Source organism: Clavibacter sp. MX14-G9D, assembly GCF_032917815.1.
GTDB classification, from domain to species: domain Bacteria; phylum Actinomycetota; class Actinomycetes; order Actinomycetales; family Microbacteriaceae; genus Clavibacter; species Clavibacter michiganensis_K.
In genome coordinates this window covers 1-13,048 of the sequence record NZ_JAVCVL010000058.1, presented here as the reverse complement: position 1 = coordinate 13,048, position 13,048 = coordinate 1, and the positions used below count along the sequence as shown (strand labels likewise).

The 13,048-nt window shown below is 72.5% G+C and carries 13 protein-coding genes; 11 read left to right on the top strand and 2 right to left on the bottom strand.

The window, feature by feature from the left end; translation table 11 throughout:
- Positions 1-253: 253 nt before the first annotated feature.
- The 11 genes from Q6969_RS07120 to Q6969_RS07070 all read left to right on the top strand — a co-directional run bounded on the left by Q6969_RS07120 (position 254) and on the right by Q6969_RS07070 (position 10,690).
- Positions 254-1,729 carry a sugar porter family MFS transporter gene (locus Q6969_RS07120; protein WP_317229807.1) on the top strand — a complete coding sequence of 492 codons (1,476 nt, stop codon included), beginning with the start codon at positions 254-256 and terminating at the stop codon, positions 1,727-1,729.
- A 238-nt stretch (positions 1,730-1,967) separates the two neighbouring features.
- Entirely contained in the window at positions 1,968-2,930 is a 963-nt protein-coding gene (gene rpsB / locus Q6969_RS07115; protein WP_104289101.1) for a 30S ribosomal protein S2, read from the top strand.
- 111 nt (positions 2,931-3,041) lie between these two features.
- The gene (gene tsf, locus Q6969_RS07110; protein ID WP_094116961.1) at positions 3,042-3,869 is read left to right on the top strand and encodes a translation elongation factor Ts; all 828 of its coding nucleotides are present in this window, start codon (positions 3,042-3,044) and stop codon (positions 3,867-3,869) included.
- 158 nt (positions 3,870-4,027) lie between these two features.
- Positions 4,028-4,744 carry a UMP kinase gene (gene pyrH, locus Q6969_RS07105; RefSeq protein ID WP_094115638.1) on the top strand — a complete coding sequence of 239 codons (717 nt, stop codon included), beginning with the start codon at positions 4,028-4,030 and terminating at the stop codon, positions 4,742-4,744.
- A 153-nt stretch (positions 4,745-4,897) separates the two neighbouring features.
- Complete coding sequence (frr, locus tag Q6969_RS07100; protein WP_052129175.1) at positions 4,898-5,416, top strand: ribosome recycling factor; 519 nt, start codon at positions 4,898-4,900, stop codon at positions 5,414-5,416.
- Entirely contained in the window at positions 5,417-6,457 is a 1,041-nt protein-coding gene (locus Q6969_RS07095) for a phosphatidate cytidylyltransferase (RefSeq protein WP_317229806.1), read from the top strand.
- A 10-nt stretch (positions 6,458-6,467) separates the two neighbouring features.
- A complete protein-coding gene (locus Q6969_RS07090) occupies positions 6,468-7,013 on the top strand; it encodes a DivIVA domain-containing protein (RefSeq protein ID WP_317229805.1) in 546 nt (181 codons plus the stop codon).
- Between the two features lie 103 nt (positions 7,014-7,116).
- Positions 7,117-7,830, top strand: coding sequence for a hypothetical protein (locus Q6969_RS07085; protein WP_317229804.1), 714 nt, complete (start codon positions 7,117-7,119; stop codon positions 7,828-7,830).
- Between the two features lie 67 nt (positions 7,831-7,897).
- Positions 7,898-9,628 (top strand): sodium:proton antiporter, encoded by a 1,731-nt coding sequence (locus tag Q6969_RS07080; protein ID WP_317229803.1) that lies wholly within the window; start codon positions 7,898-7,900, stop codon positions 9,626-9,628.
- Between the two features lie 34 nt (positions 9,629-9,662).
- The gene (locus Q6969_RS07075) at positions 9,663-9,959 is read left to right on the top strand and encodes a hypothetical protein (protein ID WP_317229802.1); all 297 of its coding nucleotides are present in this window, start codon (positions 9,663-9,665) and stop codon (positions 9,957-9,959) included.
- Positions 9,956-10,690 carry an alpha/beta hydrolase gene (locus Q6969_RS07070; RefSeq protein WP_317229801.1) on the top strand — a complete coding sequence of 245 codons (735 nt, stop codon included), beginning with the start codon at positions 9,956-9,958 and terminating at the stop codon, positions 10,688-10,690. The genes Q6969_RS07075 and Q6969_RS07070 overlap by 4 nt, the downstream gene beginning before the upstream one ends.
- A gap of 80 nt (positions 10,691-10,770) precedes the next feature.
- Here Q6969_RS07070 and Q6969_RS07065 read toward each other — a convergent pair whose 3' ends face one another.
- Positions 10,771-11,829 carry an AI-2E family transporter gene (locus Q6969_RS07065; RefSeq protein WP_317229800.1) on the bottom strand — a complete coding sequence of 353 codons (1,059 nt, stop codon included), beginning with the start codon at positions 11,827-11,829 and terminating at the stop codon, positions 10,771-10,773.
- Between the two features lie 26 nt (positions 11,830-11,855).
- Positions 11,856-13,048, bottom strand: a 1,193-nt coding sequence (locus tag Q6969_RS07060) for a hypothetical protein (RefSeq protein ID WP_317229799.1), incomplete at its 5' end; no start/stop codon positions are given.

Sequence of the window (13,048 nt, the reverse complement as noted above, 5' to 3'; positions counted from 1 at the left end):
CGGCCCTCGCCGGCGTCGCGACGAGCTCCCGCGCCGACGCCACCCGCGCCTCCGCCATCAGCGCCGCCGGCGGCGCCGACGAGCCGATGCCGCCGAGCAGACCCGACGCCACGAGCAGCGCCCCCACCCTCCTCGCGCCCGTGCGGTCACGCATGCGCACCTCCTCTCCCCGGAGGCGCGCACGGCCGCCGGAGGGGCGCACCATCCCGCGCTCGGAGGACGCATCGGGCGGGGTCACCGCGCCGCCGGAGAAGTGGCAGAGTGGACCGTTGTGGACGAGACGACGACCCCCCGGGATGACAAGAGGCTCCAGCGACGCGCGATCGGGCTGGCCGTCTCGGCCGCCGTGGGGGGCTTCCTCTTCGGGTTCGACTCGTCGGTCATCAACGGCGCGGTCTCCGCGATCCAGGGCCGGTTCGAGCTCAGCGAGACGCTCATCGGCTTCGCCGTGGCGAGCGCGCTCCTCGGGTGCGCGGTGGGCGCGTACCTGGCCGGTCGCATCGCCGACCGGTTCGGCCGTCGCTGGACGATGATCGTCGGCGCCGCCTTCTTCTTCGTCAGCGCGTTCGGCTCCGGCTTCGCCTTCAGCGTCTGGGACCTCACGATCTGGCGCGTGGTCGGCGGCCTCGGCATCGGCATCGCCTCCGTCGTCGCCCCCGCGTACATCGCGGAGATCTCCCCGAAGCTCCTCCGCGGACGCCTGGCCTCCCTGCAGCAGCTCGCGATCACGCTCGGCATCTTCACCGCCCTGCTCTCCGACGCCGTGTTCGCCGAGGCGGCGGGCGGGGCGTCCGAGGGGTTCTGGTTCGGGCTCGAGGCCTGGCGCTGGATGCTGCTCGTCTGCGCCGTCCCGGCGATCGTCTACGGCGTCCTCGCCTTCCGCCTCCCGGAGTCCCCGCGCTACCTGGTCGAGAAGGGCCGCAAGGACGAGGCGCAGGAGATCCTGGCGAGCGTCTGGAAGCAGGAGGACATCGACCGCGCGAGCCGCGACCTGGAGCGCCAGATCGAGGAGGACCGCGTCGCCAAGCGCACCGGGACCCTCCGGGGCAACAGGTTCGGGCTCCAGGGGATCGTCTGGATCGGCATCATCCTGTCCGTGTTCCAGCAGTTCGTCGGCATCAACGTGATCTTCTACTACTCCACGACCCTCTGGCAGGCCGTGGGCTTCGACGAGTCGCAGTCGCTGCTGACCTCGGTCATCACCGCCGTCACGAACGTCGCGGTGACCTTCATCGCCATCGCCCTCGTCGACCGCATCGGGCGCCGCCCGATCCTCCTGTCGGGCTCGCTGGCGATGGCGGTCTCGCTCGCCGTCATGGCGGTCTGCTTCAGCCAGTCCTCCACCGAGGGCGGCGAGGTCTCGCTGCCGCAGCCGTTCGGCGTCATCGCGATCATCGCCGCCAACGTCTTCGTCATCGGGTTCGGCGCGTCGTGGGGACCGCTGGTCTGGGTCCTGCTCGGCGAGATCTTCCCGAACCGGATCCGCGCGAAGGCGCTCGGCGTCGCGGCCATGGCGCAGTGGATCGCGAACTTCGCGATCACCGTGTCGTTCCCCGCCCTGTCGGCCTTCTCGCTGCCCTTCACCTACGGCATGTACGCGGCCTTCGCGGCGCTCTCGTTCGTCTTCGTCCTCATGCGGATCCCGGAGACGAACGGCATGTCCCTCGAGGAGGCCGAGACCCTGTTCGTCGACAAGCCCCGGAAGCGCAAGGACGCTGCGCGCGCCTGATCCGCCGTGCCGCCCGGCCGGGAGCCGTGCGGGTGGTACCATCGACCAGCACCCGATCCAGGTCGGGTGACTACGCGTGCCCATCAGGCCGCCGCATCCACTCGGTCTCCTCTCGGTGACGACCCCTGTCATCAGCGGAGCGGATGCGCGCCGGGCACCAGGATCAGCGGTCGTCCCGACCGCCGAGCGAACCGACGAGGCGCGCCGCAGAGCGACGCGCCGGAACAGGAGTACGGCCATGGCCGTCGTCACCATCCGCCAGCTGCTCGACTGCGGCGTCCACTTCGGTCACCCGAAGACGCGCTGGAACCCGAAGATGAAGCGGTTCATCTTCACCGAGCGCTCCGGCATCTACATCATCGACCTGCAGCAGTCGCTGGCCCTCATCGACAAGGCGTACGACTTCGTGAAGGAGACGGTCGCCCATGGCGGCACCATCCTCTTCGTCGGCACCAAGAAGCAGGCGCAGGAGTCCATCGCCGAGCAGGCGCAGCGCGTCGGCCAGCCCTACGTGAACCAGCGCTGGCTGGGCGGTCTGCTGACCAACTTCCAGACCGTGCACAAGCGCCTCAACCGCCTCAAGGAGCTCGACCTCGTCGACTTCGACGACACGACGCGCGGCTTCACGAAGAAGGAGCTGCTCATCCAGCGTCGCGAGCGCGACAAGCTGGAGAAGAGCCTCGGCGGCATCCGGAACCTCACCAAGACGCCGTCGGCGATGTGGGTCGTGGACACCAAGAAGGAGCACCTCGCCATCGACGAGGCGCGCAAGCTCGGCATCCCCGTCATCGGCATCCTCGACACCAACTGCGACCCGGACGAGGTCCAGTACCCGATCCCGGGCAACGACGACGCGATCCGCTCCGTCGCGCTGCTGACGCGCATCATCGCGGACGCCGCCGCCGAGGGCCTCATCCAGCGCCACCAGAAGCCCGACGCCGAGGGCTCCGCCCCGGCCGAGCCGCTGGCCGACTGGGAGCGCGAGCTCCTCGAGCAGGGCGACGCCGCCAAGGCCGCCCTGCCCGTCGAGGAGAACGACGTCGACGCCGAGGTCTCCGCCAAGAACGCGGCGAAGTCCGACGACGAGGTCGCCGCTCCCGTCCACGCCCCCGAGTCCGACGCCACCACCGAGGCGAAGATCGAGGCCGAGGCCACCGACGCCGAGGCGACGCCCGCCGCGACGGCCACGGTCTCCGAGTAGTCCGAGCACACGCACCATCCCGACGGGCGGGCGCGGGCAACCGCGCCCGCCCGTCGGGCACTCACCACCGGGAGACCCCCGGATCATCACCTACAGAAGGAGTCCATGAGCATGGCGAACTTCACTGCCGCTGACGTCAAGGAGCTGCGCGACCGCCTCGGCGCCGGCATGATGGACAGCAAGAACGCGCTGGTCGAGGCCGACGGCGACATCGAGAAGGCCATCGAGATCCTGCGCCTCAAGGGCCAGAAGGGCAACGCCAAGCGCGGCGACCGCTCCACCGCCGAGGGCCTCGTCGCCGCGTCCGAGAAGGACGGCGCCGCCACCCTCATCGAGCTCGCGTGCGAGACCGACTTCGTCGCCAAGAACGACAAGTTCATCGCGCTGTCCGAGTCCGTCCTCGCCGCCGTCGTCGCGGCCGGCGCGTCCACCGTCGAGGAGGCCCTCCAGGCCCCCGCCGGCGAGCAGACCGTCGACCAGCTGATCAGCGACCAGGCCGCGATCCTCGGCGAGAAGATAGCCCTGCGCCGCGTCGCCCGCCTCGACGGCGAGCACCAGGAGATCTACCTGCACCGCACGTCGAAGGACCTGCCGCCCCAGGTCGGCGTGGTCGTCGACTACACCGGCTCGGACGCCGAGACCGCGCGCAGCATCGCCCAGCACATCGCCTTCGCCAACCCGGAGTACCTCGCCCGCGAGGACGTCCCGGCGGACAAGGTGGAGGCCGAGCGCGGCATCGTCACCGAGATCTCGCGCAACGAGGGCAAGCCCGAGGCCGCCCTGCCGAAGATCATCGAGGGTCGCCTCACCGGCTTCTTCAAGCAGGTCGCGCTCCTCGAGCAGGACTACGCGAAGGACAACAAGCAGTCGGTCAAGAAGGTCGTCGAGGCCGCGGGCCTCACGGTCACGGGCTTCGCCCGCTTCAAGGTCGGCGCCTAGCACCACCACGGGGAGCCCGGGTCGCATGCGACCCGGGCTCCCTTCTCCATGTCCGCCGCGGGGCGGCGACGCGATCCGCCGCCGCCCCCGCCGGGCGTCACACTAGATTGGACCGGGGCCGGATCCGGCGACCGGAACGCAAGGACGGGAACAGCACCATGACCGATGACACCACCACCCGCCGCGTCCTCCTCAAGCTCTCCGGGGAGTCCTTCGGCGGCGGCCAGATGGGCGTCGACCCGGACGTGGTGAGCTCGCTCGCCCGCGAGATCGCCGAGGCCGCGAAGACCGTCGAGGTCGCCATCGTGGTCGGCGGCGGCAACTTCTTCCGCGGTGCCCAGCTCTCGCAGCGCGGCATGGACCGCGGCCGTGCGGACTACATGGGCATGCTGGGCACCGTCATGAACGCCCTCGCCCTGCAGGACTTCCTGGAGCAGGCCGGCGCCGCCACCCGCGTGCAGTCGGCCATCTCCATGACCCAGGTCGCCGAGCCCTACATCCCGCGTCGCGCCGTGCGCCACCTCGAGAAGGGCCGCATCGTCATCTTCGGCGCCGGCGCCGGGCTGCCGTACTTCTCGACCGACACCGTGGCCGCCCAGCGCGCCCTCGAGATCTCGGCCACGGAGGTCCTGGTCGCGAAGAACGGCGTGGACGGCGTCTACACGGGCGACCCGCGCACGGACTCCTCCGCGACCCTCCTCGAGACGGTCACCTACCAGGACGCGCTGCAGCGCGGCCTCAAGGTGGTCGACTCCACCGCCTTCAGCCTGTGCATGGACAACGACATGAAGATGGTCGTCTTCGGCATGGAGCCGGGTGGCAACGTGACCCGCGCCATCCGGGGCGAGCGCATCGGCACCATCGTCTCCAACTGACGACCGCCGCCGTCCGGCGCGATGCCCTGCGGGCCGTACCGGACGGTCGTGCCGCCCCGACCGCGTTAAGATCGATCGGACGCCCACCGCGTCCGCGCTACCGAAGGAGATCCCGTGACCGTCGCCGAAGTACTCGCAGATGCCCGAGACCGGATGGGCAAGGCCGTCGAGTCGGTGAAGGAGGACTTCGGCACCGTGCGCACGGGCCGCGCCAACCCCGCCCTGTTCCAGAAGGTCATGGTCGAGTACTACGGCAGCCCCACGCCCCTCGGCCAGCTCGCGAGCATGAACAACCCCGAGGCCCGGACGCTCATCGTCACGCCCTACGACAAGACGGCCCTCAAGGAGATCGAGAAGGCCCTCGTCAACGTCCCCAACCTCAGCGCGACGGTCGGCAACGACGGCGAGATGGTGCGCCTGACGCTCCCCGAGCTCACCGAGGACCGCCGCAAGGAGTTCGTCAAGATCGTGCGCGGCAAGGCCGAGGAGGGACGCGTGAGCGTCCGCAACGTCCGCCGCCGCTCGAAGGACGAGCTGGACGCGCTCAAGGGCGAGGTCGGCGACGACGAGGTGGCCCGCGGCGAGAAGGAGCTCGAGGCCCTCACCAAGACGCACACGGACCAGGTCGACGACGCGCTGAAGCGCAAAGAGACCGAACTCCTCGAGGTCTAGGTGGTCAGCCCCGAGGATCCCGCTGAGCGGGCGCCCGTCGTCCCGCCCGCGTCGGGTCCCGACGGGGCGCCACGGATCCGCCGTCACCGCGGCCGCGTGACGCGCGCCGACTTCGAGGCCCAGGTCCAGGCGACGCGCGCCGACCTCACTGCGCAGGTCCGGGCCACGCGCGCCTCCCTCGAGGCGACCAACGACCGCATCAACGCCCGCACCGGCCGCAACCTGCTCTTCGCCGTCGCCGTCGGGCTCCTGCTCGGCGGCGTGGTGCTCGTGAGCCTCGTCGTGGTCAAGCAGCTGTTCCTGCTCATCGCGATCGCCCTCATGGCGTTCACCGCCTACGAGCTCGCTACGGCGCTGCGGCAGGCCGGGCGGCGGGTGCCGCGCGTCGGGTCCGTCGTCGCGGTCGTCGCGCTGCTCCCGATCACGTACTACGTGCGTCCGGACGGCCAGTGGCTCGGCCTCCTCGGGGCCATGGCCTTCCTCGCGCTGTGGCGCCTCGTCGAGCAGGTCGTGCCCGCCCGCCGCACGTCCGGCCGCGCGGTGCTCGGCGACATCGGCTCGAGCGTCTTCCTCCTCGCGTACGTGGGGCTGCTCGGCTCGTTCGCCGTGCTGCTCACCGCCGAGGACGGCGGGGAGTGGTGGACGCTCGCCTTCCTGATCCTCGTCGTCTGCTGCGACACCGGCGCTTACATCGCGGGGCTCAACTTCGGCAAGCACCCCATGGCGCCGACCATCAGCCCGAAGAAGACCTGGGAGGGCTTCGCCGGCGCGGCCGCGGCAGCCGTGATCGCGGGCATCCTGCTCTCGCTGTTCATGATCCAGCAGGCCTGGTGGTTCGGGGTCGTCCTCGGCCTGGTCATCCTGGTGACCGCGACGCTCGGCGACCTCGCCGAGTCCCTGATCAAGCGCGACCTCGGCGTGAAGGACATCAGCTCCTGGCTCCCGGGGCACGGCGGCTTCCTCGACCGCCTCGACTCGGTCCTCCCGTCGGCCGCCGTGGCCTATGCGCTGTACCTCATCGTCACGGGCGGTGCCTCGTAGGATGTCCCGGATGACCACCACCTTCCCGAGCGCCGGACGCCGCCAGCGCGGCTACGACCCGGCCCAGGTCGATGCGTTCCTGCGCGATGCGCGCCGCGCGTACGACGACGAGGCCGACCGGTCGCTGACGTCCGAGACCATCCGCCGGGTGTCGTTCGACATGCGCCGCGGCGGCTACTCGGCCGCCGCGGTCGACCGGGTGCTCGAGCGCCTCGAGGACGCCTTCGCGGTCCGCGAGCGCGACCGCACCGTCGCCCGGGTCGGCGCCGGCGCCTGGAACGCCGAGGCCCGCCGGGCCGCCCAGGAGATCCTCGACAGGGTCAGCCGGCCCTCGGGGGAGCGGTTCGACCGCGCGGGGCTCCTGACGACGGGGTACGACCGCCGCGAGGTGGACCGGTTCGCGGACCGCATCGCGAAGTACTTCCGGGGCACGAAGCCCATGAGCGTCGACGACGTGCGCACGGTCGCGTTCCACCCCCGCCGGGGCGGCTACCGGGAGGCGCAGGTCGACCTCCTCCTCGACGCGGTCATCGACGTGATGAACGCCGTCCGCTGAGCGGCGGGACGCTCCCTCCCCGCTCAGCGCCCCTGGGTGCCTGCCCCCGATCCGCTCCAGGAGTCGCCATCCGGGTAACGGTTCGGTAAAGTCGTCCCCAGACATGGGTAGACACGCGCACGATCTCGCTCCTCGCCAGCCGCTCACCGCCGCGCCGAGGTCGGTCCCGCGACGGCGATCGGCGTTCTCGCGTGTGGTAGCCCCCACCATCGCCTTCGGCGCCGCCGCCGCGTTCATGATGGTGAACGTGGTCGATCCGACATCCGGAGCGGTCGCGAACCCCCAGTACCAGGAGTACCAGACGACGGTCGCCCAACTCGCCCGCGCGGACGCCCAGAGCATCACGGTCGCGGACGCGGCGACGGCCGTGGACATCGAGCCGGGCTTCGAAGGCGTGGCGCCGCCGCCGCCCCCGCCGCCGCCGCCCGTGGAGACGCCGTCGCCGTCCACCGGGTCCGGCTCGGCCGCCAAGTCCCCGGGCGCCGGCTCCGGCGGAGGCGCCATCGCCATCCCGGACCCCGGGAGCGCGAAGGGCATCGCCCGCAGCATCCTGGCCTCGCGGGGCATGGGCGACGACCAGTACGCATGCCTCGACTACCTCTGGACCAAGGAGTCCGGGTGGCGCGTCAACGCCTACAACCCGAGCGGCGCCTACGGCATCCCGCAGGCCCTGCCCGGCAGCAAGATGGCCTCGGCCGGCGCGGACTGGCAGACGAACCCCGCCACGCAGATCACCTGGGGCCTCGGCTACATCGACTCGCGCTACGGCTCCCCGTGCGGCGCGAAGGCGCACAGCGTCCTGAAGAACTGGTACTGACCCGCTGGAGTCGCCGCTCCCGTCGGACGTGACGTCGGCGCATCCCGGCGCGGGCTAGCCTCGGGGCATGGACTACGCGGCTCTCGGCGTCGCCGGGATCGCGATCCTCGTCGCCGTCACGCTCCTGGCACGGCGGATCCGGGTGGCGACGCCGCTCGTGCTGGTGCTCGTCGGCGTCGGCATCTCGTTCCTGCCCGGCGTGCCGCCCGTCGAGGTCCCGCCCGAGCTCATCCTCGCCGGCGTGCTGCCGCCCCTGCTCTACGGGGCGGCCGTGACCGTGCCGCTCGTGGACCTGCGCCGGAACCTCCGCACGATCATCAGCCTGTCCGTCGTCCTGGTGCTCGTCTCGGCCTTCGGGATCGGGCTGCTGCTGTACGCGCTCTTCCCCGACCTCTCCTTCGCGGGCGCGCTCGCGCTCGGCGCCGTCGTGAGCCCGCCCGACGCCGTCGCGGCCACGAGCATCGCCCGCCGACTGGGCCTGCCTCCGCGGCTCGTCACGGTGCTGGAGGGGGAGGGCCTGGTCAACGACGCGACCGCGCTCGTCCTCCTCCGCACCTCCATCGCCGCAGTCGGCGCGTCCGTGGACCTGTGGGCGGCCGCCGGCGGCTTCCTCCTCTCCGCCGTCGGCGCGCTGGCGATCGGCCTCGTGGTCGGCGTCGTGACCACCGAGGTGCGGCGCCGGCTCGACGACCCCGTGCTCGACACGGCCATCTCGTTCGCCGTTCCCTTCGTCGCGTTCATCCCCGCGGAGGAGGTGGGCGCCTCCGGCGTGCTCGCGGTGGTGGCGGCGGGCATCTGGTCGGGGCACCGCAGCGCGTCGACGCTGTCGGCGCCCTCGCGCATCAACGAGCGGCTCAACTGGCGGACCGTGCTCTTCCTCCTCGAGAACGGCGTCTTCCTGCTCATGGGCCTCGAGCTGCGGGACATCGTCGACGAGGTGCACGAGGCCGACCTCGGCGTCGGCACGGCCGTGGGCTACGGGATCCTCACCCTGATCGTCCTGACCCTCCTGCGATTCGGGTTCCTGGTGCCGCTCCTGCTCGGGCTCCGACGCCACGAGGCGCACGTGGCGGCGCGCACGCGGCGGGTCCGTCGCGGACTCGAGCGGCTGCGGAGCGCGCGTGGCGACGCGCGGCCCTCGCGTCGGGAGCGGGCCGCCGCGCGGATCCTCCGTCGACGCGGCGCGGACCTCCGGGCCCTCCGATCGCAGGGGCTCGGCTGGCGGGGCGGGCTGGTGCTCGGCTGGGCGGGCATGCGCGGCGTGGTGACGCTCGCGGCGGCGCAGTCGCTGCCCTCGGAGACGCCGTACCGGGCGCAGCTCGTGCTCATCGCGTTCACGGTGGCCATCGGCTCGCTCCTCGTCAACGGAGGCACGCTGCCCACCGTCATCCGCCTGAGCGGGATCCGCGGGAGCGACGCCGTGGAGGACCAGCGGCACCTCGCCGAGCTCGTCGGGGAGCTCACCCTGGCGGGCATCCGCGCCGTCGACGAGGGGGTGCGCGCCCTGCCGGAGGGGACCGTGGTCGACGACGAGACCGTCGAGCGCGTGCGCCGGGACACGGCGATGAAGGCCGAGCGGGTCGCGGAGCGGGCCGACGACATGGCGGCCGACGCGGACGCGGCCCTCACGCCGCGCGCCGCCTACCTCCTCCTCCGGCGGAAGGCCCTCGACGCCGAGCGCGAGGCCCTCCGGGAGGCCCGTGGAACCGGGGAGCACCCCTCGCGCGTGCTCGCCCGGGCGCAGAGGATCCTCGACCAGGAGGAGGCCCGCCTCGGCCGGCAGGGCGACGCCGGCTGACGGGAGGCGCGCCGGGTCGGCCTAGGATCGGATCATGCCGCGCAGCAATCGACCCCGGGGGAGGAGGCTGCGCGAAGCCGAGGAGGAGGACGTGCTGACGCGGCTCCTGAGCGGCTCGCAGCACACCGAGACCCGGCGCGGACGCGTGTGGAACGTGCAGCCAGTCTCGGCCGCCCGGGCCCTCAAGGTCTACCGCTGCCCCGGCTGCACGCTCGACATCGAGCCCGGCCACGCGCACGTCGTGGCCTGGCGCGCCGACGGGATGATGGGCGAGCAGAGCGACCTCGCCGCCCGCCGCCACTGGCACACCCACTGCTGGAAGGTCTCATGACGGACACCGCTCCCCGCCCCATCACGAGCTCCACCGAGCTCCCCGCCCGCCGCGAGGACGTCGAGCTGCGCACGGCCGACGGCCTCACGCTCGTCGGCGAGCTCGCCCTGCCGGCGGACCGGGAACCCGTCGCCACGCTCGTGACCCTGCACCCGCTGCCGACGGCCGGCGGCTTCATGGACTCCCACGTGCTGCGGAAGGCGGCGCTGCGGCTGCCCGCGATGGCGGACCTCGCCGTGCTCCGCTTCAACACGCGCGGCACCACGTCGGCGCGCGGCACGAGCGACGGCGCCTTCGACGGGGGCGAGGGCGAGCGCCACGACCTGGCCGCCGCGATGGACCTCGTCGCCGAGCGCGGTCTGCCCGCGCCGTGGATCGTCGGCTGGTCCTTCGGCACCGAGGTCGCGCTGCGGCACGGTCGGGAGCACCCGGTGGAGGGCGCGATCCTGCTGTCCCCGCCGCTGCACCGGGCATCGGCGGAGGAGGTGGCCGCCTGGCACGGCGATGCACGCCGCCTCGTGATCCTCGTGCCCGAGCACGACGACTTCCTGCAGCCCGCCGAGGCCCGCGCGCGGTTCGCGTCGGTCCCGGAGGCGGAGCTGATCGCCGTGGACGGCGCCAAGCACCTGTGGGTGGGGGAGAGCCAGGTGTCACGCGTGCTCACCGAGATCGTCCGCACGGTGAACCCGGGGGCGCTGCCGCTCCCGACCGGGTGGCCGCCCGCGCGCTGACGCGTGGGCATCCGCCCCTGCGCGCGAGCCGGGGGAGCGGCCCGCCCGCCCCGATCCGGGACGCGCCCGGTGCGAGGGGGTCAGCGCTCGTTCTGGAGCGGGATGGCGACCTGGCGGATGATGAGCAGCACCGCCGCGGCGACCGGCACGGCGATGAGCGCGCCCAGCACGCCGAGCAGGGTGCCGCCCGTCAGCGCCGCGATGACGACGATGACGCCCGGCACCTTGACGGCCCGGTTCATGATGTTCGGGCTCAGCACGTACGCCTCGATCTGCATGTAGACGAGGTAGTACACGGCCACGGCGATCCAGGTGTTCATCGACTCGGGCAGGAGCACGATCTGCCCGAGGACGATGAGCGCCGAGCCCGTGATGGTGCCGACGAGCGGCAGCAGCGAGAACAGGAATGCGATGAACGCCCACACGGCGGGCAGCGCCGCGCCCACGATGCTCAGGTAGATGAAGCTGAGGACGCCGTTGCAGAGGGCGAGCCCCACCTGGCCGGTGACGTAGCGGCCGACGGACTGGGTGATCTGCTCCGCGATGTCGGCGAAGCGCGCGCGCCGGGTGGCCGGCACGAGCTTGTACAGGCCGCTCTTGAACGAGTTCAGCGAGGCCGTGAAGTACATCGTGAGGATCACGATGATGACCATGCCGAACAGGAAGTTGCCGATCGTGAAGGCGACGTTGAGGACGTTGCCCGTGATGGTCGCGACGTTGGCCGCGTTGGTGAGGTACTGGATGAGCTGGTCGGCGCCGCTCTGCACGTCGAAGACCTCGCGCGGCACGAACGACTGGAGGTTCTCGATGAACTGGTCGCCGCTCACGCTCTGCGCGTACTCGACGATCTGCGTCACGAGGAGGCTCGCCTGGTTGACGACGACCGGGATGACCGCGAGCAGGATGCCCGCGAGGGAGCCGAGCAGCACGAGGAAGATGACGAGGATGGCGAGCGGGCGGGGCACGCCCTTGCGCTCGAGGAACGTGACCAGCGGGTCGATGCCGAGCGCCAGGAAGATCGCCGTGCCCACGTAGGTGAGGACGGTCCCGAGCGAGACCAGGGCGCCGCCGATGACGAGCGCGGTGAGGACGCCGAGACCCGCGAGCAGGCCGAGCCGGTAGGGGTTCTGGATCTTCACGTGGGCTCTTCCGAGTCGGCGGGCGCTCAGCGCGCGGTGCGGGATGCTTCGTCGGAGGAGGAGCCGTCCGCCTGGGTCAGCACGCCGCGGACGTTCTCGAGGTACGCGGCCACCGCCTCGCGCTCGATCCTAATGCGGTCGAGGCGCTCCTCGGCGTCGGCGACGGCCTCACGGGCACGGCGGTCGGCGTCGGCGACGGTCTCGCGCGCGCGGCGCTCCGCCTCGGCGACGGCGGCGCGGGCGTCGTGGTCGGCGTCCTCCCGCGCCTTCCGCGCGGACTCGCGGCTCTCCACCGCGAGGGCCTCGGCCTCCTCGCGCGTGGAGGTCAGGAGCGCCGTGACCTCCTGGAGGCGCGCCTCGGCCTCCGCGAGGTACGCGGCCGTGCGGTCGGCGGCGTCGCGCTGGCGCTCGGCCGTCTCGCGGGCGTCGTGGTCGCGCCGGGCGGTGATCTCGGCATCGAGGTCGAGGTGGCCCTGCTCGATCTCGCGGCTGAGGAGGAGGCGCGCCTCCTCGGCCTCGGCGGCGATCCCGCGCCGGACGTCGGCGGCCTCGCGCTCGAGGCGCAGCCGCTCGGCCTCGCGGCGGTCGGCCTCCAGCGCCTCGGCCTCGGCGATCTCGCGCTCCAGCGCGGAGCGCGCGGTGACGGCCTCCAGCTCCAGCTGGGCGCGCGTGGCGCGCGTCTCGCGCTCGAGGGTCTCGGTCCCCTGGGCGATGTCGCGGGCCAGGTCCGTCCGCGCCTCGTCGACGTCGCGGACGAGGTCGCCGCGCACGGTCGCCACCTCGAGGTCGAGCGCCTCGCGCGTCTCGGCGATCTCGCGCTCGAGGGCCGCGCGGGTCTCCTCCACGTCGCGGTCGAACGCGGTGCGCTCCGCGTGGATCCGCCGGTCGAAGTCGTCGCGCGACGCCTGCAGCTCGCGCTCCCAGTCCGTGCGCGCCTGCTCGATCTCGCGGTCGAGGTCGGCGCGGGTCTGCTCGTCGAGCCGCGCCAGGGCGATGCGCTGCGTCTCCTCGTCGAGCCGCAGGCGCTCCTCGGTCTCGCGGACGTCGCGGTCGAGGTCCGCGCGCTCCTCCGCGACGGACTCGTCGTGGCGGGCCCGTGCATCGGCCAGCTCGCGGTCGAGCGCGCCGCGGGCGAGGACGGTCTCCCGGGCGAGGTCGGCCGCGTCGCGCCGGGCGCCGTCGGTCTCGCGGTCGACCCGGGCGCGGAGCTCCGCGACCT

Bases quoted from the DNA above. Each gene is read 5' to 3' on its own strand.
- rpsB (WP_104289101.1), top strand. From the start codon at position 1,968: ATGGCCGTCGTCACCATCCGCCAGCTGCTCGACTGCGGCGTCCACTTC.
- tsf (WP_094116961.1), top strand. From the start codon at position 3,042: ATGGCGAACTTCACTGCCGCTGACGTCAAGGAGCTGCGCGACCGCCTC.
- pyrH (WP_094115638.1), top strand. From the start codon at position 4,028: ATGACCGATGACACCACCACCCGCCGCGTCCTCCTCAAGCTCTCCGGG.
- frr (WP_052129175.1), top strand. From the start codon at position 4,898: ATGGGCAAGGCCGTCGAGTCGGTGAAGGAGGACTTCGGCACCGTGCGC.
- Q6969_RS07090 (WP_317229805.1), top strand. From the start codon at position 6,468: ATGACCACCACCTTCCCGAGCGCCGGACGCCGCCAGCGCGGCTACGAC.
- Q6969_RS07085 (WP_317229804.1), top strand. From the start codon at position 7,117: ATGGGTAGACACGCGCACGATCTCGCTCCTCGCCAGCCGCTCACCGCC.
- Q6969_RS07080 (WP_317229803.1), top strand. From the start codon at position 7,898: ATGGACTACGCGGCTCTCGGCGTCGCCGGGATCGCGATCCTCGTCGCC.
- Q6969_RS07075 (WP_317229802.1), top strand. From the start codon at position 9,663: ATGCCGCGCAGCAATCGACCCCGGGGGAGGAGGCTGCGCGAAGCCGAG.
- Q6969_RS07070 (WP_317229801.1), top strand. From the start codon at position 9,956: ATGACGGACACCGCTCCCCGCCCCATCACGAGCTCCACCGAGCTCCCC.